The organism is Sporosarcina sp. 179-K 3D1 HS, from assembly GCF_047228905.1.
GTDB lineage: Bacteria > Bacillota > Bacilli > Bacillales_A > Planococcaceae > Sporosarcina.
This window is the reverse complement of the sequence record NZ_JBFEGI010000001.1, coordinates 1-26,089: the sequence shown is the minus strand read 5'-3', so window position 1 is coordinate 26,089 and position 26,089 is coordinate 1. Positions and strand designations below refer to the sequence as shown.

The following is a 26,089-nucleotide window of genomic DNA, read 5'->3' as shown; positions in this document are numbered from 1 at the left end:
CATTGGAATTGTGGAGGAGGATAACAATGATTTATTCCAACGTAAAAGAAGTAGAAAACTGGATGGATGCCATGCCGGAAGATGTTCGGAAGAGCTATACGCGTTTTAAGCGGATGACGGAGGTTCTTACGAAGGAACCAGAACCGAAAGTGGGGCAAACACCGAAGGAAGTCATCTGGACAAAAAACAAAGCGAAGCTTTACCGATATCAACCGACTGTCCCAAAAACGAATAAAATTCCAGTATTGATGGTCTATGCATTAATCAACAAGCCGTATATTCTGGATTTGTCGCCTGGGAATAGTCTGATTGAACATCTTACAAACCAAGGGCATGATGTATACCTGTTGGACTGGGGGACACCAGGGTACGAAGACCGCCACATGAAATTGGATGATTTCATTTTGGATTACATCCCTAGAGCTGTTAAAAAAGTATTGCAAACATCGGCAGCAAAAGAAATTACGATGTTCGGATACTGCATGGGTGGCACGATGACGGCTATTTTCACCGCTTTACATCCGGAGTTGCCGATCCGCAACTTGGTATTAATGACAAGTCCATTCGATTTTAGCGACGCTGGACTTTATACCAATTGGTTGGATAAACGCTACTTCAACTTGGATAAAGTGGTCGATACACTAGGAATGGTGCCGCATGATATGATTGACTTTGGAAATAAACTATTGAACCCGATTGCAAATTTCTACGGCCCATACATCAGTTTGGCCGATCGGGCGGACAATGAAAACTTCGTCAGCAATTGGATGCTCATGCAGAAATGGCTGCATGACGGAATCCCGTTTCCGGGCGAAGCGTATCGTCAGTGGATCGGAGAGTTCTATCAGGAGAATAAACTGATCAATGACGAGCTTTATGTCAGAGGTCGTAAAGTGGAATTATCCGATATTAAAGCAAACCTGTTGAACATCGCTGGAAAGTACGACAACATCGCGACTCCGAACCAAGTGGAGCCTTTAAACGATAAAGTATCCAGTAAAAACAAAGAGTTCCACCTCATGGAAACCGGCCATGTCTCAGTCGTGACCGGACGCCGTGCAGTCAATGGGACGTATCCGTTGATTGATAAGTGGCTTGTGAAGAATTCGCAGTAAGCTTATGAAACCACCCATTTTCGGGTGGTTTTTTGTTAAATAAAAAGGGAAACCATTTACTTATCTAGAATTGGAGTAGATATGCAATCTACTCAAAAGATTGTGAATAACATTTATATAGGGGAATGGGAGAGGGTACATAATGAGTTTGTTGGCTGGTTTGAAAATATTGGATTTTTCTACATTGTTGCCAGGACCGTATGCGACGATGATGTTGGCCGATCTGGGGGCGGATGTGATCCGAATTGAATCGGCTACACGTCAGGACTTGGTCCGCAGTATGCCGCCGCTCGACGAAGATGGCTTATCTGCGACACATGGCCATTTGAATCGATCGAAGAAATCGATGACGTTGAATCTGAAACTGGAGGAGTCGAAGGAAATCATTCATTCCTTGTTGCAAGAGTATGATATTATCATAGAGCAATTCCGACCAGGGGTGATGGAACGGCTCGGCTTAGGGTATGAAGATTTGAAAAAAATCAATCACGGGTTGATCTATTGTTCGTTGACCGGCTATGGACAGACGGGACCTTTCCGCAACCGTCCCGGCCATGATAATAATTTCTTGGCCCTTTCCGGCGTCATGGATTATTCTCGACGGAAGGAGGGGGTGCCACCGACGATGGGCATTCAAATTGCAGATATTGCAGGGGGATCCCTTCATTCCGTGATCGGTATTTTGGCAGCCGCTCTTCACCGTGAGAAAACCGGGGAAGGACAGCATATTGATGTCAGTATGACTGACACCGCGTTTTCATTTAATGCGATGTATGGACCTGGATATTTGGTGAAGGAAGTGGAGCCGAAACCGGAAGAATTGATGCTGAATGGTGGTATTTTCTACGATTATTATGAGACGGCGGATGGCCGTTTCTTCTCGGTAGGAAGTTTGGAACCCCAATTCCTGAAGCTATTATGCGAGGCGCTGGAGATTCCGGATTTATTCCAAAGGGCGCTTAGTGAGGATACGTTAGATCAGCAATCGTTCAAGCAAAAGGTTAAAGACATCTTCCTATCGAAAAGTTTTGAGGAGTGGCTGGGTGTCTTTAATGAAGATTTTGACGGATGCGTGGAACCCGTCTTGTCTTTCGCGGAAGCGGCCGAACATCCACAAATTCAAGCACGCCAAATGGTCGTCGAAGTACCGAAGTCGGACGGGACGACTCAGCGGCAAATCGCCTCGCCGATTAAATTCTCAACGGCGCATCCTGTTTATTCCCATGTAGGAGCGGGATTAGGGGAGCATACTGAGGACATTTTGCTTGCCCGGGGATTTACTGCCGAGCGGATAGGGGAATGGAAGGAAAAAGGGGTCTTTAGTTAATGGTCGAAAGAGGGGTGCTGAATGAAGCAATATATGATGGCGCTCGATCAGGGGACAACGAGCTCCCGAGCGATTTTATTTGATGAAAAAGGGGATATCGTCCATACGGCACAACGGGAATTCAATCAGTATTTTCCCCAATCCGGTTGGGTTGAGCATAATGCCGACGAAATCTGGAGTTCCATTTTATCGGTCATTGCAGGCGTGTTATCGGAAAAAAACATTTCATCTGACCAGATTGCCGGAATCGGAATTACGAACCAACGCGAAACGACTGTTGTTTGGGACAAGCATACCGGCAAACCAATCTACCATGCAATCGTTTGGCAATCCCGCCAGACCGCGGAGATCTGTGATGAGTTGCGGGAACAAGGACATAATGAGACGTTCCGGAAGAAAACCGGTTTGCTGCTAGATCCCTACTTCTCCGGAACAAAAGTGAAATGGATTTTGGATCATGTGGAAGGGGCAAAGGAAAAGGCGGAGAAAGGTGATTTACTGTTCGGAACGATCGATACGTGGATCGTATGGAAACTATCCGGTGGGAAAGCCCATGTGACTGATTATTCAAATGCCTCCCGGACATTGATGTATAACATCCACAAGCTTGAATGGGATGAAGAGTTGTTGGAGATTTTAGGGGTGCCGAAGTTGATGTTGCCTGAAGTCCGCCCTTCATCCGAAATTTATGCACATACGGAGGAGCGTCACTTCTTCGGCCATGCCGTCCCGATAGCGGGCATTGCAGGGGATCAGCAAGCTGCTTTGTTCGGGCAAGCTTGTTTTGAACGGGGTATGGTGAAAAATACGTATGGAACCGGATGTTTCATGTTGATGAATACAGGGGAACAAGCAGTGGAATCCGAACACGGTTTATTGACGACTATCGCATGGGGTTTCGGCGGTAAAGTGGAATACGCATTGGAAGGAAGCATATTCGTAGCGGGTTCGGCCATCCAATGGCTGCGTGACGGACTGCGGATGTTTCGTAATTCCGCGGAGAGCGAAGCCTATGCGACCCGAGTGGAATCGACGGAAGGTGTGTATGTTGTCCCGGCTTTCGTCGGATTGGGCACTCCATATTGGGATAGTGAGGTCCGGGGTGCCGCTTTCGGTTTGACGCGCGGGACGAAAAAAGAGCATTTTATCCGTGCGACCTTGGAATCTCTAGCCTATCAAACAAAAGATGTGCTCGATGCGATGGAAGCGGATTCGGGCATTTCATTGAAAACGCTGCGGGTGGACGGCGGGGTGGTCGCCAATGATTTCCTTATGCAGTTCCAAGCGGATTTATTGGATGTCCCAGTAGAGCGGACCGTGGTCAATGAAACGACGGCACTCGGAGCCGCTTCCTTGGCTGGTCTCGCGGTCGGCTTCTGGCGCGACCGCTCCGAAATTGCGGAGCGTTTAAATCTGGACAAGCAATTCCTACCGAAGATGCCTGTTGTCGAGCGCGATTCATTATACGAAGGATGGAAAAAAGCGATCCAAGCAACCATGGCGTTTAAATAAAATCAGCTCTCCTCGTGTGTGAGGAGGGCTGATTTTTTCATTCAACCGATTTGAAATGTAAACGTGCGGTCTTCTATAAAATGTCCGTCTTGATAGGTTCGTTCCACGAAGGTGACGTTGTTTTCATGATCTACGAGCAAGACCGTTGAGGAGCGGGTACCGTATCCCTCCGACTGAATGAAGAGGGAGGATAGGACCCGTTCCAACTCCTCACCGACTCCTGTATTGGGAAGTTGTTCATCCGGGAACGGCTCGGCGTTGGCCAGCACGTCGAATAGAATGTCCGGCTGGATGGCACAGTTTTGAGTAGCCACTTCCTGGACGCCCGCTTTCCCTCTAACGACTTTGGGCCATGGAGTATCAAGGAAATGGTTACTCAACCCGTGTGTTCCCGGAGAAATCGTCGCCACTTCATTTTGGATGTTCGAGTAGTACAGCAATTCATCCGGCGTACCGACAATCACATTGAACCCTGCATACTCCTCCCGTTTCTGCTGTAACGCCTGCAAGAATTCAGATGCTGTCACATCGGAATCGAGAAAGTCAGTTACAATCTCCCCACGCGAACGGACATCGTTTGTCTTCTGATTGACATCCCGGAAGTTGGTCAGAGCGGCAAATCGCCCATCTTTTGTTACGCCGAGCCATGTGCCATGTTGCGATAAATCCCGGCCTGCCAACAGATTCGGCTTATCTTCCCAAAAATGGGCCGGAGCAGTCGGCCGCTCGTAAAATTCGTCCCGGTTTGCTGCCACAATTAAATGATAGATCGGATGATCCTGAAAATGAAAATTGATCAGACACATAACCTAGTCACCTCTCCTTATCCAAAGTATACAATGTCCCAATAATGAAGCAAAGGACACAAATTCCGTTCCCTGTCACTAAACGTATAAACGTAGGCGAGTTCGGTCAAATTAATCATACTTGACGCCGTTGATGGAGAGGATGATTTATTTGCAAAAGAAGGGTTATAGGATTGCACTGCTCATCATGATCGTATGTATGCTCGCCGCTTGCCAGAATAAAAACATTGTCACAAAAGGTCCTGATGGAGAGGATATTTCGGAAGAGCCTGTCGGCAGCTTATATGGATTTACTGAGTTTGATTTTTCTGTAGATACGAAAGACAAGAAGGAGGCCATCCAGGCAATGTATAAAGAAGGCCGCGTTCATACTGAGGCGAATTATTTGAATAAAGTCGAAGATACTTATCTACGTGGCAATAAAGCGTTGAAAAAGCTGGACGAGATTTTTTCAGGCATGTCCGTAGATCCGGAAACCGAAGATATGGATTTGATTAAACAGGCTACCGAGGCCTTTGAAATTTCGGATTATGAGAAAGCGAGCCTCAAGATCAAGTTTAAAGGGCATGATCAGAAAGATTTGATGTTCTCCAAATGATCAAATGGTTAGCTCCCGGAATTAATAAATAATTACCTATTTACGGATTATTTTGATAGGATAAAAGAGAGATTTGTAAATAGGGAGGGAACAAGAATGTTGACAGTTGGAAACATGATGAAGCAAAACGCGTTGAAATATGGGGGTAAACCAGCTGTAATCTTTCAGAACAAAACGTCTTCATTTAAGCAATTGAATGAAAGAGCAAATCGGCTTGCGAATGCGTTCCGGTCACGCGGTTATCAAAAAGGGGATAAAGTGGCGGTCTTGATGAAAAACAATGCCGCCTATGTCGACATAATTGTCGGCTTGTCCAAAATCGGGGTCATCATTGTGCCGATGAACTATCGTTTAGTCGGCCGTGAAATTGATTATATCCTGCAAAACTCGGACAGCAGGGGTATCATTTTGACGGCTGAATACGAGAGTGAGCTGGACTCCATCCGTTCCGTCGGGGAGCTTGACACCGTCATCGTCGTCGGTGGAACGTCTAACGGAGAAAGATTTGATTATGAAATGTTCCTTCAGTCTGCATCTGCGGAAGAACCTGATGTGGAAGTGGATGAGGCCGATACATTCTATATCGGATATACATCGGGGACGACTGGAAAACCTAAAGGCGTCGTCATTTCGCAAAGGTCCCGGATTTTGACCGGAATGGCGGCAGCTTATGAATATAAAATCGACGAGTCGGATGTCCATCTGGTTGCGGGCCCAATCTATCATGCAGCACCTTGGATTTTCCTCGTGATGCAGATCATCGTCGGAGGGACGTTAGTCATCCATGAAACATTTGAAGTGGAACAGGTACTTGCGGATATCGAGAAGTATCGTATTACGAACGCATTCCTGGCACCGACAATGTACAGTTTCATCACCAATGTCAAAGAGGAAGTGAAGGCGAAATATGACCTATCTTCCGTCCGTGTCCTCATTTCGGCCGGGTCGCCACTCGCGACAAAATCGAAAGAAGACATCTTGGCATTTTTCCCGGGTGTCGATCTCCATGAATTCTACGGATCCACGGAGTCCGCCATCACTTTGAACATCAAACCGAAAGATATTGAAAATAAAGAGCGGAGTGTCGGCCATCCGTTCCCTCTCGTAGATTGTTTAATTCTTGATGACAATAAAGAGCCGGTAAATCAAGGACAAATTGGCGAGCTCTATTTTAAAGGACCGTATTTGTTAGATGAATATTATAAGAATCCCGAGGACACCGCGGCTTCGTTCTACCAAGGGTATTTTTCCGTTGGGGATATGGCGCTACAGGATGAGGAAGGTTTCTATTATATTGTAGACCGGAAGAAGGACATGCTCATTAGTGGCGGGGTCAATATTTATCCGCGGGATATCGAGGAAGTGCTCTATACGCATCCCGACATCCTGGAAGCAGCGGTCATCGGAATTCCCCATCCTGTATGGGGAGAGGCGGTCAAAGCAATTGTCGTTCTGCGTGATGGGGCGACGATGACGGAAAAAGCGGTCATCGATTTCTGTGAAGGGAAAATGGCGGGGTATAAAAAACCGAAAACGGTCAGCTTCCTACCAGAACTACCACGCAATCCTTCCGGTAAAATACTGAAGACGAGTTTGCGGGAGCAATATTGGGAAGATGAAAAGACTAAAATCTAAACAATAACAGCCGCAGTCCGGTTACGGAGCTGCGGCTTTTGTTCATTTCAACGGGTTCTATACTAAACGGTAACTTGTTCTTTCAGCGTCTCTAATTCAGCATCCGAAATCGCTTCGATAATTGGAATGATCTGAAGCAGTTGATCATTGATCGGTGTCGGCACGCCATACTTCCTCCCAAGCTCGCATACCTTTCCGGCGAAATACTCCACTTCCGTTTTCCGGCCTGCATCCACATCTTGCAGCATGGATGTTTTCCCTTCAGGCGCCAATTTCGCTAATATCGGGCGGAAAGAGTGGATATCCGCTTCTGTCAAATGAACTCCCGCTTTTTCGGAGAGCGCCACAACTTCATACATCGCCGCTTCCATCCATTGATGGGCAGCCGGTACAGTTTGGAACACTTGATATGGAGCACGCAAGACAGCTGAGGTTTGATTGATGCCGACATTGAACATGAACTTCCACCAAAGTGTCCGCCATATATCTTCCGGAACATCGTAGGGGATTTCGGCTTGGTCAAATAATTCCATGACGGCTTTCACGTTGTCCGATATCGACTTATCCTTTTCGCCGAAACAAATTTTCCCGATGCTGGAAAATCGTACTTGATGTCCCGAACGGATGGCATCGATTCCGACGCACATGCTATAAAGAATCGGATTGTCGGGATATACTACAGCAATCTCTTCTTCACTGGAAATGCCGTTCAGAAGAGGGAGGAAAATCGTTTCGGGGCCGACATGATGTTTCATATCATGGATTGCTTCCTGCAATTCGGCGTTTTTGACTGCGATGATTATCAGGTCAACTGGAACTGCCTCTGCTTCGGGTGTGATGTAGTGGAAATGAACTGTTTGGCCTTCCACATCGATGCCTGTTTTGGAATAACGTTCGATCCGTTCTTCATTTGCAATTACTGTAAGTCGGTTACCTACTATTTTATGTAGTCTGCTGCCATATGCCGCTCCAATTGCGCCGAGGCCTATCATTGCCACGGATTGAATTGTTCTCGTCATCTGTTCCATCTCCAGTCATAAGAAAGTCACACAATTAGGATAACATAATCATCAGTTAATTTGTAAAACTCAAATTCTATTTAAATGGGCAATCAACCGTGTTAGACTAATAGCTAAACATCGAAGGAGGAACAAGCTTGAGTCAACGTTCATTCACCATTGCTATTTTGTCTCTATTCCTACTGGTATTGTCACAAATCTTTCCGCCGACTGTCGAAGCGGCTGCTCAGTACGGAGAACTGGAAAGATCAATGAACCAACTGTTAACGGATTCCCGATTGAAAAATTCGACAAGCAGCATCGTTGTTCGAAAGGCTTCTAACGGGGAGATGGTGTATCAATATAATGCCGATCGAGGCATCGCGCCAGCGTCCAATCAAAAACTCCTTACTGCGGCCGCAGCATTGGAGACGTTGGGAGAGGGTTATCAGTTCAGGACCGAAGTGCTCACCGATGGAACCGTTGCCAATGGGGTTCTTCGCGGTAACGTTTACTTACGTGGCCAGGGGGATCCGACATTGATGAAAAAGGATCTCGATATATTTGCCACCCGTTTAGCAAATCAGGGCGTCAAACGGATTGAAGGAAATCTAGTAGGAGATGATACCTTTTTTGACACGGTCCGCCTTTCACCAAGTGTGAAGAAAAATCAGGAGACCTACTCCTTTGCGGCGCAAGTGTCCGCTTTGACTTTATCACCTGACCGGGATTATGACGCCGGCTCCATCATCATCGAAGCCAAACCCACAACTCGCGGGCGTGCAGCGAAAATTACATTGACGCCTGCAACCAAATTCGTCACTATCGTCAACCAATCCAAAACAGTGGCGAAAGGCAATTCAAATACATTGCGCATTTATCGGAAACACGGAACAAACACCATTTTCATCACAGGAAATGCCCCCATCGGGTCAACTGGAAAAAAGGAATGGGTCGCTGTTTCCAATCCGACGGCCTATACTCTTCATGAATTCAAGCAATCGTTGACTGACCGAGGTATCCGTTTTTCGAACTCATCCAATGTGCGTGGTAATACTCCGGATTCGGCTCGTTTGCTAACCCATCGGACTTCCATGCCGTTGAAAGATCTCATAGTTCCCTTTATGAAGTTGAGCAATAACACTCATGCTGAAATGTTAGCAAAAACGATGGGCAAAGAAGTGTTCGGGGAAGGTAGTTGGGATGCAGGATTGCAAGTGATGCATGATTTTGTAGAATCAAGTGGCCTGGACCGCAAGCAATGGCATTTGGAAGATGCTTCTGGATTATCCTCGTCAAATAAAGTATCCGCTGCCCAATTATCCGAACTTCTATATCAAGTTCGTTCAAAACCTTGGTACCGCTCCTTCGTACAGGCATTGCCGGTAGCAGGGGCGAATGAGCGTTTCATAGGAGGCACTTTGCGTAATCGGATGAAGGCGGCTCCCGCAAGAGGGAATGTCATCGCGAAGACAGGCAGTTTAACCAATGTCAACGCCTTATCCGGCTACGCGGAAACAAAGGGGGGCGAAACGTTGATTTTCAGTATCCTGACGGAAGGCCAGAAAACAAGCACAATCCCGGTAATAGATCGGATGGCGACCGCAATCGTAAATACTAAATAGTAGGCTAGGGAGGGGAATGGGAATGTTGAAGATAGGGCAAACGGCTTTTGTTTTGGTGGATGTGCAAGGGAAATTGGCGAAGACAGTGGATAACAGTGAAGCTTTCCTGGAGAACTTGGAAAAGTTGGTCCGCGGGTTGCAATTACTTGAAATCCCGATCATTTGGCTGGAACAATATCCGGAAGGACTTGGGCCGACAGACGAACAAATTTCCCGTCACCTGACCGGGATGAGACCCATTCAGAAGATGACCTTCAATGCTTGCCTGACACCCGGGTTTCTTCAAACGGTCGGGGAAACGGGTCGCCACCAACTGTTGATCGCCGGTATTGAAGCCCATATTTGTACGTACCAGACGGCAATGGGATTGAAGGAAGCCGGGTATGAAGTGCAAGTCGTGGCAGACGCTGTTTCGTCACGGACACGGGCCAACAAGGAAATTGCGTTGGAAAAGATGCAGTCCAAAGGAATCCTTTTAACGAGTGTCGAGATGGCCTTGTTCGAATTGATGCAAGTAGCAGAAGGGGAGCAATTCAAGGAACTGCTGACCGTCGTGAAATAAAAACAAAAAAGTCGTCCACTTAATAGGGCGACTTTTCAAATTCGATTATAATGGCGGAGACGAGAGGATTTGAACCCCCGCGGCGCTTGCACGCCCTAGCTGATTTCGAGTCAGCCCCCTTCAGCCTCTTGGGTACGTCTCCATTTTTACAAAAAGTAGTATACCATCCGAAATTCAGGTTCGTCAACGGTCAATTTCATGCGACAAGCCGCATAAAAGTCGAAAGTCTGGTAAAATGAAAGGGATTGCTTCTAAGAATATTTTGAAAAAGGGAGTGCAAACTAGCATGGTTGAAAAAATGAATGTAGAAAGCTTCAATTTGGACCATACGAAAGTGAAGGCGCCTTATGTACGACTTGCTGGTGTCATTAAAGGAAACAACGGCGACGAAATCCATAAATACGATATCCGCTTAAAGCAGCCGAATAAAGAACATATGAAAATGCCGGCTCTCCATTCATTGGAACATCTTATGGCGGAAAAAATCCGGAATCACCATGACCATGTCGTTGACTTAAGTCCGATGGGTTGCCAAACCGGTTTCTATCTATCTGTCATCAATGATGATAACTATGACAACATCTTGGGAGCACTTGAGAAAACATTGCGTGACGTCATTCAAGCAGATGAGGTCCCGGCCTGCAATGAAATCCAATGCGGTTGGGCGGCGAGCCACAGTCTGGAAGGCGCGAAAGAATTAGCTGAAGAATTGCTCGCAAAACGTAATGAATGGAAAGAAGTCTTTGCTGAATAAGGAATCCGGTAGGGAGCAATCGCAGATTCGATACATCGAATCCGCGATTGCTCTTTTTTTCGATACTCTACGCTTTTTGTTACTAGCACGGGGTTTCTTTCTGCGATACAATCGATTTACGAACTGATGAAAGGGAAGAGATTTCTATTGAATATACCCATTTTGTATGAGGACAATCATTTGCTGATTGTCGAAAAGCCTGTCAACGTCCCTGTACAGGAAGATCGGACAGGAGATCGAGATTTGCTGACGCTTTTAAAAGAAGATATAAAAGTTCGCTATGATAAACCCGGTAATGTCTATTTGGGACTTGTTCATCGGCTAGACCGTCCTGTGGGAGGCGTGATGGTATTTGCGAAAACCTCGAAAGCGGCTTCCCGATTAGCGGATGAGTTGCGCAGACAAGAGATTGGTCGCACTTATTTGGCAGTGGTACGAGGGACTCCATCGATTAAAAAGGATAAGCTAGTGCACTACGTCGTGAAAGATGCGCGTCAAAATAAAGTCTCCGTCGTGGATGCCAATCAGAAAGACGCCAAAAAAGCGGTGCTGGATTATGAAGTCATCGCAAGTTCAAATGACTTGAGCTTGTTGTCAGTCAATCTTCATACCGGCAGACCCCATCAGATCAGAGTGCAACTGGCAGCAATCGGCTGCCCGCTCTACGGTGACCAAAAATACGGGGCTTCGGTCAACCGACCAGGCCAACAAATTGCACTATGGGCGAATTCTCTCCGGTTAACCCATCCAACGAAAAAAGAGGAAATAACGATTGAGTCGTTGCCGCCCGAAGTGCATCCATGGGATCTGTTCGACGCGAAACGCTGAATGGCCAGCGCCGTTTAAGTACGACCCCATAAGGGAATTATGTAAGTACTTGATGTTCTTTTATGGAAAGGGTGTATCTTATGAAAAAAAAGACTTGGGATAGCCGACCGGAACAACCAGACAAGACGGAATGGGCTGTATTCTTTGGAGTCCTGATCCTCATCGCTCTTCAGATCACTTGGGGGTTGATGATGTAATTAAGTAGCTCACACAACTTTTTGGTTGTGTGAGCTGTTTTTTATTCTTATACATAAATAAACAAAGAAATTTTTGGTTACCCTAGGAAGGAAAGGAGGATTCACATGAAAAAATGGATACAACTAACAATTGCATTTCTGATGGTCTTGTCTCTGATAGGTTGTGGGATGAAGAAAAATAATGACGCTTCGAGTAGTCAGGCGACCAATACAACTCAAACTCAAGAGAATAATGAGGTGGGGACAGGCGAACATGCTCAAGGAGATTCGACAAATCATAATGGACATGACAATCAATCTCGTTTGGAAGTTGCGGACGAAGCGGCGGCCCGTGTGTCCGACATGAAAGAAGTTGACAATGCGACCGTCCTTGTCACGGATCAAAACGCTTATGTGGCCGCCGTCTTGACAGATCAATCCGCTACGGATTTGACGTCTGAACTGGAAAGCCGAATCGCTGCCACAGTGCGGGAAGTAGATCGGGATATCGAAAATGTTTACGTATCCGTCAATCCAGATTTCGTCGAACGGCTAAATGAATATGGCGCCAAAATTAATGAAGGACAACCAGTGGAGGGGCTTTTCGAGGAATTTACGGAAGTGGTACAACGTGTGTTCCCAAATGCCCAGTAATACAAATAAAAATTATTGTAAATACATGGTTTTATTGGTGGATATATGGGGTATTTGTTCAATAAACCCTCAAGTAGAACAAGATTGAGTTGGAGTTTATGACAAATCGGTGACAAATGAAAAAAGTGGCATATTCCGACAATTATTTCAAACGTTCTGTTATATGATATGGAAGGGTTTGAGTATATCAAATGGAGGAAGAGTCGTGGAAAAGACGTTATGCGAAAAAATGGATCTATCTCTCATGATCAACAGGCAACGAAAAGTGATGTACAAGAAAGCAAGAGATTTCGGGTTTACCCATCCTTCCGTTGTACAGTGTAGTCAGGAGTTAGATGCAATGCTTAACCGCTATCAGCTTATTCGTATGTGACAACTCCAGAATGTTCATTTAATAGAGCGAATGTAAAAAGACATCACCCGGACTTGAGGGTGATGTCTTTTTACTTGTCGCTTATCTTAGCATGTGAATAACCTTCTAAGCAGACATGTACGCGTCTAGGTTCTGGACGCTTTTTTCTTGAAAAATACTTAGGCTTGCGGAGTTAACGACTTTTCCAATTTGACAACCCAGTCAAAAGGATCTTCAATTTTACCTGTCTGAATACCCGTTAGTGTTTCATATAGCTTTTTGGATATTGGGCCAGTTTCTCCATTTCCGACTACCATTTTGTGTCCATTCCAATTCAATTCACCAACAGGAGAAATGACTGCTGCAGTACCTGTTCCGAACACTTCTTCCAATTGGCCGTTCGCATGGGCTTCCTGGATTTCCGCAATGGAGATTTTCCGCTCCGTGACAGGCATTTCCCAATAACGAAGCAGTTCCAAAATGGACTTCCGGGTGATCCCTTCCAAAATGCTTCCGTTCAATGCTGGAGTGACAACCTCACCATTAATTTTAAAGAAGATGTTCATGCTGCCTACTTCTTCAATATACTTTTTCTCTAAACCGTCGAGCCACAATACTTGAGAATAGCCTTCTCGATCGGCTACTTCTTGCGCTTTCAGTGCGGAAGCATAGTTGCCTGCTGTTTTGGCATTTCCTGTTCCGCCAGCTACAGCACGGACAAAATTATTTTCAACTAGGATCTTGACGGGGTGGATGCCTTCTTTATAGTAGGAACCTACCGGCGATAGGATAATCATGAATTTATATTCTTTTGCACTTGAAACGCCTAGATGAGATTCGGTCGCGATGATGAATGGACGGATATAAAGGGAAGTCCCTTCTGCTGTCGGTATCCAATCTTTATCTAATTCTAGTAATTGATTTAAAGCATCAAGTGCGAGCTCTTCATTAATTTGCGGTATGCACATCCGTTCATTGGAACGGTTCAACCGTTTCATGTTTTCCTCCGGGCGGAAAAGGCGGATCGTCCCTTCTTTTGAAGCGAAAGCTTTCAATCCCTCAAAAACCGTTTGTCCATAATGGAAAACGATTGCCGCCGGATCAAGTGTGATCGGTTCATAAGGAACGATTCTATGATCATGCCACCCCAATCCCTCGGTATAATCTGCAATAAACATGTGATCCGTAAAAATTCGGCCAAAAAGTAAATTATTTGGATCTGGCTTCTCTTTTAACGTCTCACTTTTTCTGATCAGAATTGGTAGTTTACTCATCGTGATCGAAACCTCTTTCCTCGTCTTAATAAAAAAATATCGCTTGGAACGATTATACTGCTATTTTCTAAATAATGAAAGAAAAAAATATTTATTCCTTTCCAAAATGAAGACTTATGACCTAGCATAATTCAAAATGAAAAAATGAAGAAAAAATCTTTTTTTAATTTTCATATAAAATATATAATTTATAAATGATAACGCTTACATTTTTGATAAAAAGAATCTCTAAAATCTTTGGAATTAAAATAGTGTTTTCGCATTATTCCGCAATTAAACTGAAGAAATCCTATTGACTTCCGGCCTTTCGCAGTGTAGCATAACGTTTAACATTGTAAGAAAAGTGTCACAAATCGAAGTACATTCTATTTTATTAAAGGGGGAAATTTTTTATGAGAAAAGCTTGGAAAAAGTATGCAATTCTATTATTTGCTCTGCTGCTTGTTTTGGCGGCATGTGGAAAGGATGGAAGTACGAGTGAGTCGCCAGCACCATCCAATGACGATAACAAAGAGCCAGAAAACGCTGCACAATCTGAAGAAGCGACTAAGTACAAAGTTGGGGTCACGCAAATTGTCGAACACCCATCTTTGAATGCTGCTTTTGACGGATTTAGGAAAGCTTTGGAAGACGCTGGGCTGGATGTCGAATATGATATCCAAAATGCTCAAAACGACAACAGTGCCAATACGACAATCGCTAATAACCTGGTAAGTTCCGGCGTTGATTTGATTTTTGCCAACTCAACGCCTAGTGCGCAGGCGGTAGCAGGAGCCACATCTGATATTCCGATTATCTTCACATCTGTAACAGACGCGGTCAGTGCGGAATTGGTCCAATCAATGGAAAGCCCGGGAGGCAATGTCACGGGAACGATTGATAACCATCCCGAAGCTATTCCGACAACAATGAAATTCTTGAAAGAAGAACTTGGTGCTAAAAATGTAGGTATGGTATTCAACTCGGGTGAACAAAACTCCCGATCCCAAGTCGATGCAGTAAAAGAAATCTTGAAAGATATGGATATGACAGTAGTGGAAGCATCTGTGGCAACTTCTGCAGACGTCAAACAAGCGACAGAATCATTACTTGGAAAAGTGGATTCGCTTTATATCATTACTGATAATACGGTTGTTTCCGCACTTGAATCCGTTGTCTCCGTGGCGAATGAAAACAAGCTTCCAATGATGGTTGGAGAATTTGACTCGGTGAAACGTGGCGGACTAGGAGCATATGGTTTTGAATATTATGATATTGGATATGAAGCAGGGCAAATGGCGGTCAAGATTCTGAAAGGCGAAAGCACTCCAGCTGATATGCCAGTCCAAATCCCGCAAAACTTGAAATTGATCATGAACAAAGAGACGGCTGAAACGCTTGGCGTAGACATCAAAGACGAGTGGAACGCAGAGTTTGCCGAATAATTTAGTTAGGAGATGATATTGCATGTTTTCAGCTGTATTTGGCTCAGTTGAGCAAGGAATCATCTATGCGATCATGGCGTTAGGCGTCTATTTATCATTTCGTGTACTTGACTTCCCAGATTTGACTGTTGATGGTAGTTTCGTAACAGGTGCCGCAGTTGCAGCGACGATGATATTCTTCGGATATCATCCGTTGCTCGCAACGGGTGTAGCATTGGTCATCGGATTTGCAGCAGGGTGTATTACAGGATTATTGCACACTAAAGGAAAAATCAATGCGCTCTTATCAGGGATATTAATGATGATCGCATTGTATTCGATCAACTTACGGATTATGGGGATGACGTCGGATACATCTGTCGGCCGTCCAAACATCCCCTTATTCAACGCTGATACAATGTTCAGTAAATTCCAATCTTTTTGGGGTTCACTAGGAATCGATCAGGCGATCAATAATTTTTTCGGTATGCTTGGAGTCAAATTCCTCCCTTCAACATGGGGTACATTGTTTGTCATGATCTTTATCACGCTGATCATCAAATTCTGTGTAGACTGGTTCCTAAAAACGGAAGTCGGTCTTGCCATCCGCGCGACAGGGGATAACAAAAAGATGATCCGCAGTTTCTCAGCGAACACCGATACACTGGTAATTATCGGTCTCGGTTTTTCCAATGCACTTGTCGCGTTTTCGGGAGCTTTGATTGCCCAGTATTCAAAATTTTCTGATATAGGTATGGGGATCGGGATGATTATCATCGGTCTGGCATCCGTCATTATTGGAGAAGCGATCTTTGGAACGAAAACGATCATGCGGACGACATTGGCGGTTATAGCAGGAGCGATTATTTACCGAATCGTCCTTGGTCTGGCACTTCGTATTGACCTGTTGGATACAGGAGACATGAAGCTGATAACGGCTGTCATTGTCATCTGTGCGTTGATCTTCCCACAATACTTTGAAAAGCGCCGGGAAAAAAGCAGGAAGTCGAAACGCCGTGCAGAACGTTTGCTTGAAAAGAATGACGGTTTGAAAATGGAGGCGAATGGCGTTGCTGAAATTAAAACACATCAATAAGATCTTCAACGAATCGACGCCGGACGAAAAGATTGCGTTGGATGAAATCAACCTCCATATGGAGCCGGGAGATTTTGTCACTGTCATCGGCAGTAACGGCGCAGGTAAATCCACGATGATGAACATGGTTTCCGGTGCATTGACACCGGACTTCGGCACAATTGAAATTGCCGGTAAGGACGTAACGAAATTACCGGAATATAAACGCTCCACGATGATTGGCCGCGTTTTCCAAGATCCGATGGCGGGAACTGCTCCGACTATGACAATTGAAGAAAATCTCGCCATGGCCTATTCCCGAAATAAGAAAAGAAGACTGCGCGGCGGAGTCGATAAAAAGCGCCGCGAATTTTTCCGGGAATCTTTGGAAACGCTTCACTTAAATTTAGAGAACCGGTTAAATGCCAAAGTCGGACTTCTGTCTGGCGGGGAGCGCCAAGCATTGTCCTTACTTATGGCCACTTTCACTCAACCTTCCATCTTGTTGTTGGATGAGCACACGGCAGCCTTGGACCCGGCTCGTGCAGCGCTAATTACGGAACTGACAAAACGTCTTGTTGATAAGGATAATCTGACAACGTTGATGGTCACTCATAATATGCAGCAAGCACTCGATCTCGGGAACCGCCTCATTATGATGGATAAGGGACAAATCATCTTGCAAGTAGGGGAAGAAGAGAAGAAACAACTGTCCATCGAAAAGCTAATGGCTGAATTCCAGCGGATTCGCGGTGAGAAATTGACGAGTGACGCAGCTCTCTTATCGGTATGACCGAAATCTTCCGGAATATGAACTTCCACCTTTCCAAAGTAACCAAAAACTAGTACAATTAGGGTACAATATTGCAGCCGAAAAAGCACGCGATTATCCTGCATTGGAACTATGATTGGTTGAGAGCGGAAGGTGCAACCGACCAATAATTATTGGTCGGTTTTTCATTTATAAAGCTTGAGTATATTAGCCTATATCATAATGAACCCTGAAACAGAACCATTCACAAGCAGCCGAGATACATACATAAATATTTATAGTGTTGTTAGAAGATTTATTGGATTGTTGGAGAATTGGAAACACCCTTAAAACAGATATAAAATCACCGGAGCGAGGGAACGCTATCGGATGAACAGATCGGGAGCTGATACGAGATGATGTATGATCAGACCGGCAATACTTCTGAACTCCAAGAAATGGATCGAAAGCAAAGTGAACATGCGTTTCCCATGACGGGAGATGTGGAGAACATGAAAAAAGCATTGGACCAATCCTCGATCGTCGCTGTCACCGATAAAAGTGGAGTGATCCAGTATGTCAACAATACATTCTGCAAAATCTCCGGCTATACTCGGTCTGAATTAATCGGGGCGACGCATCGTATCGTCAATTCCGATTATCATCCGCCGAAGTTTTTCAAGGAGCTGTGGAAAGTGATCGGGTCGGGAAGTGTATGGCGAGGCGAGATCAGGAATCGTGCAAAAGATGGATCGTATTATTGGGTCGATACGACCATCATCCCTTTTTTGGACGAAGACGGTTTACCGTTTCAATATGTTTCGATCCGCAATGATATTACGAGACGAGTCGAAGCGGAACAAAGATTAAGGGAGAATGAGGAACGTTTTTTTCTAGTTGCGGAAAACGTTTCGGATTTAATCGGTATTTTCAATCGTAATGGCCGATTTGAATATTTATCTCCCTCTGTTGAAACCTTGTTCGGCTTCGACTCGGAATCCATGATGAGGACGGAGCTAAAAGATTGGGTGCACGAAGAAGATTGGTTGATGCTTCAACAAGAAATGAATGAAATTACCGATCATTATAAATTGATTTCCAAAACAGAGTTTCGTATTCAACCGATGAAGGGCTCCACTCTCCACTTTGAGACAACCATCAATCCGATCCACGACAAAGATGGCAGGGTATCCCAATTTGCGTTCATTGCTAGGGATATTACAGAGAGGAAAAGAGAGGATGAATTGATCCACCGGCTTGCCTACTACGACTCGTTGACTAAACTACCAAATCGTTGGCTATTCCTGGAGAGGCTTTTGGAAGAATTGGAGAAATCGGATCGGAAAGGCCTTCGCGTCGCCGTTATGATTGTAGATTTAGATCGCTTTAAAATGATTAATGATTCGTGGGGACATGAAACAGGAGATTTGCTGTTGCAAAAAGCGGCTGACCGCATCAAGGCAACTCTTCGGGAAAATGATTTCGTCGCCCGTCTAGGGGGAGATGAGTTTACGATTCTTCTTCCCGCTATTCTGGATGATTCTTTTGTCGTCCAAATCGCAGAAAGGATACAAGAAAGCTTTCAAGAACCAATGCAGCTCATGAATCATTGCCTTACCGTTTCTTGCAGCATCGGCTATACCATTTCCCATCCGAATCATTCGAATGATTTCAGCTCCCTTTTATCGCAGGCAGCTACTGCACTCGATTCGGTGAAAGATAGCAGGCGTGGCGGATATGCCCCCTTCACTCCGGAAATGAAAGAAAAATCAAACGAACGGGCACAATTGGAAAGTGAGATGCAAAGAGCAATCGATGAAGGTCAGTTTTTTCTGCAATTCCAACCGAAAGTTAATTTTTCCCGAATGGAATGGATCGGCGTTGAGGCCTTGTTGCGCTGGGAACATCCCGATCTCGGCATCATTTCCCCGGCGAAATTCATCCCTTTAGCAGAAGAGACGGGGATGATTGTCCGTCTCGGCGAATGGGTCATGAAAAAAGCGTGCCAGCAAATGAAGGAATGGCTCCAGGCAGGGCTGCCGATTAAACGAATTTCCATCAATGTGTCTGTCAAGCAATTGTTTGAATTGCATTTTGTCAATATGGTTGATTCGATATTAAAGGAAACCGGTCTGGATGCCCAGGCTCTTGAAATTGAAGTGACTGAAAGTGCCTTCATGGACGTTCATGATGCTTCGGCCATCTTGCAAAAGGTGCGGGAACTCGGCGTCCGTATTTCGATTGATGACTTTGGAAAAGGCTATAGCTCTTTTAGTTACCTGAAGGAATTGCCGGTGGATACGTTAAAAATTGATAAACTATTTATTGACGGAATTGACAAAGATAAAGATAGCAAAGCAATTGTAAAAGCGATTCTGACAATTGCAGAGACGCTTGATATGGAAGTGATTGCGGAAGGGATCGAGACTGATGAGCAAGCGGCTGAGCTATTGACCATCGGATGTCATTGCGGTCAAGAGTTTTTATTCAGCAAGCCATTATCCGATTCAGAACTTCGCAAACTCTTCAAGGGTGGAATGACTTAAAACTGGAGTGTTGGCATTGAAAAAATTTATCGTGATTGGTGGAGGGATTTTAGGAGCTTCCACCGCGTTCCATTTAGCGAAAGCGGGGGAGGAGGTACTGCTTGTGGATCGGCAGGACGCGGGCCAAGGGACGGATGCAGCAGCTGGAATCATCTGTCCTTGGCTCTCCCAACGTCGCAATAAAGCATGGTATTCCCTCGCGAAAAGCGGAGCTTCCTATTATTCATCGTTAATCCAACAATTGGAAGAGGTTGGCGAGGCGGAGACCGGATATAAACGGGTCGGGGCCGTCAGTCTTCATATGGATGAAGGAAAGTTGGCGAAAATGGAGGAGCGGGCCCGGAAGCGGCGAGAAGATGCTCCTGAAGTGGGGGAAATCTGCCAAATATCAAAAACTGCAACATCGGACCTTTTCCCGCCGGTGGGACCGGACTATAGCTCTGTCTATATAAGTGGCGCAGCGCGAGTAAATGGACGTGAATTGCGGAATGCGCTTATACGGGCGGCCAAAAAGAATGGAGCGTTGGTCCGAGAAGGATCTGCACAGTTGCTTTTGGATGGAGATCGTATAGTTGGAATCCGCATCAGGGATGAGGAGATATTTGCTGATACGATTATCATTACGGCTGGCGCGTGGGCCTCGGAATTACTGGAACCAATTGGAATTCACCTGCAAGTGAAAGGCCAGAAAGCGCAAATTATCCATTTGCAATTGGAAGATGTTGAGACAAGCGATTGGCCTGTCGTCATGCCGCCCAATGACCAATACATCCTCGCGTTTGAGGGAGGACGGATCGTCATGGGGGCGACACATGAGGATGATAAGGAGTTCGACTTGCGGGTGACCGCTGGCGGATTAGCGGAGATATTACATAAAGCATTGTCGGTGGCACCGGGGCTAAACGACGGGGAATTTGCCGAGGCACGTGTCGGCTATCGTCCGTTCACCCCTGGTTTTCTACCGATCATCGGTGAAGTGCCTGGAGTGGAAGGGCTGTTTTTGGCAAATGGCCTTGGGGCTTCCGGATTGACGGTTGGCCCGTTTTTAGGCTGGCAAATGGCTAAACTGGTTACGGAAGGATCGGGTTCATTGGACATCGATCTGGATTTATATGATGTATCGCAAGCGATCATATCATGAGGTGGCGGATATGAAAGTCTTTGGAAACAGCATTCCGATCCACTCATGAAAGCAGTAGGATATATGCTTGTTTGCATGTAAAGGAGTCAAATATAGATGAAGTTGGTTTCATGGAATGTTAATGGGTTGCGGGCGTGTGTACGAAAAGGGTTCCTGGATTATTTCAAAGAAATGGATGCAGATATCTTCTGCGTACAAGAGACGAAATTACAGGAAGGTCAAATCGACTTGCAGCTCGATAGCTACCATCAATATTGGAATTATGCAGTAAAAAAGGGGTACTCTGGAACAGCTGTCTTTACGAAAGAAAAGCCGCTGTCTGTTACATATGGAGTCGGAGAAATGGTAGAGGAGCCCGAAGGTAGAATTTTGACGCTTGAATTTCCAGGATTTTATTTGGTGAATGTTTACGCTCCGAACGCGCAACGGGACTTGGCGCGACTTCCTTACCGGTTGGAGTGGGAAGAACAGATGCGTATTTATTTAAAACAGTTGGATGGCGTCAAGCCGGTTATTTTATGTGGAGATCTGAATGTAGCCCATCAAGAAATCGATATACGAAATGTAAAATCCAATATCGGCAACTCGGGATTCACTCATGAAGAACGGGAAAAGATGACGTTACTTTTGTCGGAAGGGTTTATTGATACATTCCGGCATTTCAACCCAGACCTGGCGGATGCTTATACTTGGTGGTCCTATATGAATAAGGTTAGGGAGCGCAATATCGGTTGGCGGATCGATTATTTCCTGGCCTCCTCGCGGCTTACGCCTTTTTTGAAATCCGCAGATATCCATTCACATATCATGGGGAGCGACCATTGCCCGATCGTATTGGAACTAGATGTCGAATATACCGAAAACTGAATGAAAAAGGGCTTCCGATCGTAAGTGACCGAAAGCCCTTTTTATTCAGCTCTTAATTTGACCGGGTGACGGAAAAGCAAATTCATCTTTTCCCGCATTCAATCCGCTTATTAATAACAGGAAGATGAAGATAAATAACGTGGTCATCGGCAAGATCCAGGCTCCCGTCACGTCATGCAGGGATCCGAATAATACCGGTCCGACAGCTGCCAGCGCATAACCGAGCGATTGCGCCATCCCGGATAATTCTGCCGCTTGTTGCGGAGTATGGGTACGCAGGGTAAAAAACATCATCGCCAGTCCAAATGACGCCCCTCCCGCAACTCCGATCAGAATCATCCAAAGGGGAGTGAATGCAGATCCGCCTACCAATACCCCTCCATATCCGAGTACATACAATGTCACGACACCAAGTACGATGACTCTTTGGTTTTTCATTTTATCCGCTAGGATGGGAATGATGAACGTCATCGGCAATTGGGCGAATTGGAGAAGTGATAACATCCACCCTGCCCGATATGCGCTTAATCCATCCGACTTCAATACTTCCGGCATCCAAGCGGAAGTAGTATAGAATAGTAACGATTGGAGACCCATAAAAAAGGTGACACTCCAAGCAATCGGCGATCGCCAAAGTGGCGTGTCTTTGCTCATTGTTTTTTTCGTTGTCGGCATAGCCCTGTTTTGGTTGTGTCGCAGTTGTGGAAGCCAAACGAGCACCGCGATGAAAGCTAAAATACCCCACACGCCCAATGCTCCTTGCCATCCGAACCTTGTTTCGGTTGCGATCGGGACGGCTACCCCTGAAGCGAGCGTTGCAGAAATGTTCATCGACATCGAATAGATTCCGGTCATTAATCCGACATGCAATGGAAAGCTAAGTTTTAATAGACTCGGCAATAGCACATTTCCGAATGCAATTGCGATTCCGATGAGGAATGTTCCTATTAATAATAGAGATGTAGTCCCGAGAGAGCGAATAATTGTTCCGGATAATAATAAACAAAGAGAAAAAAATAAGGCCTTTTCCAAGCCGAACCGCCTTGAAATTTTAGGGACAAATGGCGAGATGATGGCAAAAGCAAGTAACGGAATAGTCGTCAAGAACCCTGCCAACAAGTTGGAAATGCCGGTCCCTTCCCGAATCTGCTCAATAATAGGGCCAACCGAAGTCAATGGAGATCGGAGTGTGGATGCGATGCAGACGATACCAATCATTAAGAGCCACAGATGGCTTGGAAAACTTAACTTTCTAGTAGAATGAATTGCAGTGTCTTGTTTCAATGAATATACCCTCCGAAGAAGCCTATGATTTTCAACCATAGCATAAAACATGTAAATAAGGTATTTGTTAGACTTTAATCCTGTCGAATTGGAATATATAGAATCTTTTTATATTTCGACAGCTGTTGAAATATGAAAAACACATGCTATACTAAAACCATTATTCTTTCTTTAATAATATGACCTCATATAATCGCGGGAATAGGGCTCGCAAGTTTCTACCGATCTGCCGTAAACGGATCGACTATGAGAAGCAACAAAAGGGAAGATCGTCCTCCAGTATGAGGAACGTTCTTTTCTTTTCATCTGATTTACAAGCTCGGATGATGTTGTTCCACTCATGGGTATGAATTGGAACAGTATCAATCGGGCTTTTTTTAACTTCATTCAGCTGGGGTTCATACCCCAGCTGAATGAAGTTAAAGCCTCCGGCGGATGTCACAGATTTTGAAAGGAGTTAAGAGGAAGGCAGTCTAAAAGCGCGACGTCCTGTCGCAACGACTGCATGACCTGCATCACGCAGGCCTCAAGCTCGATTCAAAATCTGGACGCAATTACGCCGAGGCGCAATTGATTTTGACATATAGGGAGGACTTCAAAGTGAAGTTGTTGAAAGACAAAATTCGACAAGATGGCAAGGTGTTGTCGGAAGAAGTGCTGAAAGTCGATTCGTTTTTAAATCACCAAATTGATCCCGTGCTTATGCAGGAAATCGGCAAGGAATTCGCAGAGCGTTTCAAAGAGGCAGGAATCACCAAGATTGTGACAATCGAATCATCGGGAATTGCACCATCCGTCATGGCGGGGCTTGAACTCGGCGTGCCGGTCATCTTTGCCAGAAAGCGCAAATCCCTGACATTGGTGGATCATTTGTACACGGCAAGTGTCCATTCATTTACAAAAAAAGAGACGAATGAAATATCGGTATCCAAAGATTACTTGACGAGTGAGGATACGGTGCTTTTAATTGATGACTTTTTAGCGAATGGCCAGGCAGTTCTTGGGTTACTGGACATTGTGGAACAGGCCGGGGCCCAATTGGCAGGTGTGGGGATTGTGATCGAGAAAGGATTCCAGTCAGGTGGTTCGATCATCCGCGAGCGGGGGATCCGGGTGGAGTCGTTGGCCATTTTAACCTCACTTGAAGTTGGACAAGCGACATTTGCTGAGGAGGTAGCATCCCGGTGAAATCGACAATTTTAGGAGTCCAGCATCTTCTAGCGATGTACGCAGGTGCCGTACTCGTCCCGCTTATTGTAGGGGGGGCTATCGGGCTGGACGCGAAACAATTGACGTATCTTGTGTCCATCGACATCTTGATGTGTGGTGTGGCGACATTCCTTCAGATCGTGACGAATCGTTTTGTCGGAATTGGTTTGCCGGTCGTCCTCGGCTGTACATTCACTGCGGTCGGACCGATGATTTCAATTGGTGACAAGTTTGGGATTTCCGCCATCTACGGCGCCATCATAGCGTCCGGTCTAATTATTGTTATTATCAGCCGCTTTTTTGGTAGCCTAGTCCGTTTTTTTCCGCCGGTTGTCACCGGCTCCGTTGTGACTATCATCGGAGTGACGTTAATCCCGGTCGCGCTTAACAATATGGGCGGTGGCATGGGAGCTCCGGATTTTGGATCAGCGAAAAATATGGCATTGTCGTTCGGGACACTCCTTACGATTATTTTAATTTATCGCTTTTCCAAAGGGTTTCTACGATCAATCTCCATTTTGCTTGGAATGGTGGCTGGTACGGTTGCAGCAGTCTTCATGAATGTTGTCAACTTTGCTCCGGTGAAAGAGGCGGCGGTATTCCATATGATCCAGCCGTTTTACATCGCAACTCCCACATTCCATCTTCTCCCTATACTGACCATGACGTTAGTTGCGATGGTCTCGCTTGTTGAATCAACGGGTGTGTATTTTGCTTTAGGGGATATTTGTAAAAAAGATTTGAAGCAGAAAGATTTGGAGAGAGGATACCGGGCGGAAGGTCTAGCATCGGTAATCGGCGGGATTTTCAGCGCATTCCCGTACACGACCTTTTCTCAGAACGTTGGTTTAGTTCAAATGTCGGGCGTTAAATCGCGTCGAGTCATTGCGATCACAGCGGGAATGCTTATCTTGCTCGGTTTCATGCCGAAAATTGCCGCGTTGGCCATCATCATTCCGAATGCGGTTTTGGGTGGTGCGATGGTGGCGATGTTCGGGATGGTCATTTCGCAAGGCATTAAGATGTTGAGTAAAGTAGTCGTGGATTCTCAAGAAAATGCGATGATCGTTGCATGTTCGGTCGGGCTAGGCCTGGGAGTTTCAGTCGTACCCGAGCTTTTTGCCAGGCTTCCAGAAAGTGTTCAAATTTTGACAAGCAACGGGATTGTGGCAGGAAGTACTGCTGCTATCACGCTTAATATCATGTTCAATATGATGCCTTCCAAGAAGAGAAAAGAGCGGAAAGAGAATGAAGCAGCAGTTCTATTGGCTAAGCAGGAAGCATAACGAAGTAAGCGCCGAGCCGGGGAAATTCCCGGCTCGGTCTTTTTTGTGTAGATAACGAGGTGTTGGCTGGAGGATTGAGTTTTCGATTATGGGCGTTTAAGAGGAGATATGAGCGGATCCCGAGAGTTATAGGCGTTTCCGAGGAGAAATGAGCGGTCCTCGAGAGTTATGATCGGTTGCTAGGAGATATGGGCGGTCTTCGAGAGTTATGATCGGTTGCGAGGAGATATGATCGTAAGCGTCAAAAGATCCACACCTTCATAAGAAGACGTGGATCAGATAAGATAAGTTTATTCTTTTGGAAGCCTGCA

General features: G+C 45.5%; 23 protein-coding genes, 1 tRNA gene and 1 riboswitch. Of the genes, 19 read left to right on the top strand and 5 right to left on the bottom strand.

Going from position 1 to position 26,089, the window contains the following annotated elements:
• Positions 1 to 26: 26 nt before the first annotated feature.
• The 3 genes from phaC to glpK all read left to right on the top strand — a co-directional run bounded on the left by phaC (position 27) and on the right by glpK (position 3,954).
• A complete protein-coding gene (gene phaC, locus AB1K83_RS00120; RefSeq protein ID WP_413056119.1) occupies positions 27 to 1,115 on the top strand; it encodes a class III poly(R)-hydroxyalkanoic acid synthase subunit PhaC in 1,089 nt (362 codons plus the stop codon).
• Between the two features lie 142 nt (positions 1,116 to 1,257).
• Entirely contained in the window at positions 1,258 to 2,442 is a 1,185-nt protein-coding gene (locus AB1K83_RS00115) for a CaiB/BaiF CoA transferase family protein (RefSeq protein WP_413056118.1), read from the top strand.
• Between the two features lie 21 nt (positions 2,443 to 2,463).
• The gene (gene glpK, locus AB1K83_RS00110; protein WP_413056117.1) at positions 2,464 to 3,954 is read left to right on the top strand and encodes a glycerol kinase GlpK; all 1,491 of its coding nucleotides are present in this window, start codon (positions 2,464 to 2,466) and stop codon (positions 3,952 to 3,954) included.
• 41 nt (positions 3,955 to 3,995) lie between these two features.
• On the opposite strand, the gene AB1K83_RS00105 is transcribed toward glpK, so the two are convergent.
• A complete protein-coding gene (locus tag AB1K83_RS00105) occupies positions 3,996 to 4,760 on the bottom strand; it encodes an NRDE family protein (RefSeq protein WP_413056116.1) in 765 nt (254 codons plus the stop codon).
• A gap of 151 nt (positions 4,761 to 4,911) precedes the next feature.
• On the opposite strand from AB1K83_RS00105, the gene AB1K83_RS00100 reads away from it, so the two are divergent.
• Together AB1K83_RS00100 and AB1K83_RS00095 are read left to right on the top strand one after the other, a co-directional pair.
• Positions 4,912 to 5,358 (top strand): YusW family protein, encoded by a 447-nt coding sequence (locus tag AB1K83_RS00100; protein WP_413056115.1) that lies wholly within the window; start codon positions 4,912 to 4,914, stop codon positions 5,356 to 5,358.
• 96 nt (positions 5,359 to 5,454) lie between these two features.
• Positions 5,455 to 6,993, top strand: coding sequence for a class I adenylate-forming enzyme family protein (locus AB1K83_RS00095; protein ID WP_413056114.1), 1,539 nt, complete (start codon positions 5,455 to 5,457; stop codon positions 6,991 to 6,993).
• Between the two features lie 62 nt (positions 6,994 to 7,055).
• On the opposite strand, the gene AB1K83_RS00090 is transcribed toward AB1K83_RS00095, so the two are convergent.
• Entirely contained in the window at positions 7,056 to 8,012 is a 957-nt protein-coding gene (locus tag AB1K83_RS00090) for a ketopantoate reductase family protein (RefSeq protein WP_413056113.1), read from the bottom strand.
• Positions 8,013 to 8,149: 137 nt separating this feature from the next.
• Between AB1K83_RS00090 and dacB the strand changes: the two genes are divergently transcribed.
• Positions 8,150 to 9,616 carry a D-alanyl-D-alanine carboxypeptidase/D-alanyl-D-alanine-endopeptidase gene (gene dacB / locus AB1K83_RS00085; RefSeq protein WP_413056112.1) on the top strand — a complete coding sequence of 489 codons (1,467 nt, stop codon included), beginning with the start codon at positions 8,150 to 8,152 and terminating at the stop codon, positions 9,614 to 9,616.
• A 22-nt stretch (positions 9,617 to 9,638) separates the two neighbouring features.
• Positions 9,639 to 10,178, top strand: coding sequence for a hydrolase (locus AB1K83_RS00080; protein WP_413056111.1), 540 nt, complete (start codon positions 9,639 to 9,641; stop codon positions 10,176 to 10,178).
• A 51-nt stretch (positions 10,179 to 10,229) separates the two neighbouring features.
• Here the strand turns inward: AB1K83_RS00080 and AB1K83_RS00075 are convergent.
• Positions 10,230 to 10,320, bottom strand: a tRNA-Ser gene (locus tag AB1K83_RS00075).
• 144 nt (positions 10,321 to 10,464) lie between these two features.
• On the opposite strand from AB1K83_RS00075, the gene AB1K83_RS00070 reads away from it, so the two are divergent.
• The 4 genes from AB1K83_RS00070 to AB1K83_RS00055 all read left to right on the top strand — a co-directional run bounded on the left by AB1K83_RS00070 (position 10,465) and on the right by AB1K83_RS00055 (position 12,963).
• Entirely contained in the window at positions 10,465 to 10,932 is a 468-nt protein-coding gene (locus tag AB1K83_RS00070) for an S-ribosylhomocysteine lyase (RefSeq protein WP_413056110.1), read from the top strand.
• 147 nt (positions 10,933 to 11,079) lie between these two features.
• The gene (locus tag AB1K83_RS00065; RefSeq protein WP_413056109.1) at positions 11,080 to 11,760 is read left to right on the top strand and encodes an RluA family pseudouridine synthase; all 681 of its coding nucleotides are present in this window, start codon (positions 11,080 to 11,082) and stop codon (positions 11,758 to 11,760) included.
• 302 nt (positions 11,761 to 12,062) lie between these two features.
• Positions 12,063 to 12,590 (top strand): YhcN/YlaJ family sporulation lipoprotein, encoded by a 528-nt coding sequence (locus AB1K83_RS00060; RefSeq protein ID WP_413056108.1) that lies wholly within the window; start codon positions 12,063 to 12,065, stop codon positions 12,588 to 12,590.
• A gap of 229 nt (positions 12,591 to 12,819) precedes the next feature.
• Entirely contained in the window at positions 12,820 to 12,963 is a 144-nt protein-coding gene (locus tag AB1K83_RS00055) for an aspartyl-phosphate phosphatase Spo0E family protein (protein WP_413056590.1), read from the top strand.
• Between the two features lie 158 nt (positions 12,964 to 13,121).
• Here the strand turns inward: AB1K83_RS00055 and AB1K83_RS00050 are convergent, their stop codons facing one another.
• Positions 13,122 to 14,216, bottom strand: a complete 1,095-nt coding sequence (locus tag AB1K83_RS00050) for a branched-chain amino acid aminotransferase (RefSeq protein ID WP_413056107.1) — start codon at positions 14,214 to 14,216, stop codon at positions 13,122 to 13,124.
• A gap of 392 nt (positions 14,217 to 14,608) precedes the next feature.
• Between AB1K83_RS00050 and AB1K83_RS00045 the strand changes: the two genes are divergently transcribed.
• The 6 genes from AB1K83_RS00045 to AB1K83_RS00020 all read left to right on the top strand — a co-directional run bounded on the left by AB1K83_RS00045 (position 14,609) and on the right by AB1K83_RS00020 (position 21,999).
• Positions 14,609 to 15,640 carry an ABC transporter substrate-binding protein gene (locus AB1K83_RS00045; RefSeq protein WP_413056106.1) on the top strand — a complete coding sequence of 344 codons (1,032 nt, stop codon included), beginning with the start codon at positions 14,609 to 14,611 and terminating at the stop codon, positions 15,638 to 15,640.
• Positions 15,641 to 15,662: 22 nt separating this feature from the next.
• A complete protein-coding gene (locus tag AB1K83_RS00040; RefSeq protein WP_413056105.1) occupies positions 15,663 to 16,715 on the top strand; it encodes an ABC transporter permease in 1,053 nt (350 codons plus the stop codon).
• A complete protein-coding gene (locus AB1K83_RS00035) occupies positions 16,690 to 17,487 on the top strand; it encodes an ABC transporter ATP-binding protein (protein ID WP_413056104.1) in 798 nt (265 codons plus the stop codon). The genes AB1K83_RS00040 and AB1K83_RS00035 overlap by 26 nt, the downstream gene beginning before the upstream one ends.
• A gap of 374 nt (positions 17,488 to 17,861) precedes the next feature.
• Positions 17,862 to 19,991, top strand: coding sequence for an EAL domain-containing protein (locus AB1K83_RS00030; protein ID WP_413056103.1), 2,130 nt, complete (start codon positions 17,862 to 17,864; stop codon positions 19,989 to 19,991).
• Between the two features lie 16 nt (positions 19,992 to 20,007).
• Positions 20,008 to 21,132 carry an NAD(P)/FAD-dependent oxidoreductase gene (locus AB1K83_RS00025; protein WP_413056102.1) on the top strand — a complete coding sequence of 375 codons (1,125 nt, stop codon included), beginning with the start codon at positions 20,008 to 20,010 and terminating at the stop codon, positions 21,130 to 21,132.
• A 96-nt stretch (positions 21,133 to 21,228) separates the two neighbouring features.
• Positions 21,229 to 21,999 (top strand): exodeoxyribonuclease III, encoded by a 771-nt coding sequence (locus tag AB1K83_RS00020; protein ID WP_413056101.1) that lies wholly within the window; start codon positions 21,229 to 21,231, stop codon positions 21,997 to 21,999.
• Positions 22,000 to 22,044: 45 nt separating this feature from the next.
• Here AB1K83_RS00020 and AB1K83_RS00015 read toward each other — a convergent pair whose 3' ends face one another.
• Entirely contained in the window at positions 22,045 to 23,217 is a 1,173-nt protein-coding gene (locus tag AB1K83_RS00015) for a CynX/NimT family MFS transporter (protein WP_413056589.1), read from the bottom strand.
• A 231-nt stretch (positions 23,218 to 23,448) separates the two neighbouring features.
• Positions 23,449 to 23,550, top strand: a riboswitch (purine riboswitch).
• Between the two features lie 333 nt (positions 23,551 to 23,883).
• Here AB1K83_RS00015 and AB1K83_RS00010 point away from each other — a divergent pair.
• Together AB1K83_RS00010 and AB1K83_RS00005 are read left to right on the top strand one after the other, a co-directional pair.
• Positions 23,884 to 24,471: a xanthine phosphoribosyltransferase gene (locus AB1K83_RS00010; protein WP_413056100.1), complete on the top strand. Its 588-nt coding sequence runs from the start codon at positions 23,884 to 23,886 to the stop codon at positions 24,469 to 24,471.
• Positions 24,468 to 25,778, top strand: coding sequence for a nucleobase:cation symporter-2 family protein (locus AB1K83_RS00005; protein WP_413056099.1), 1,311 nt, complete (start codon positions 24,468 to 24,470; stop codon positions 25,776 to 25,778). Before AB1K83_RS00010 ends, AB1K83_RS00005 begins: the two co-directional genes overlap by 4 nt.
• The last annotated feature ends 311 nt before the right edge of the window (positions 25,779 to 26,089 follow it).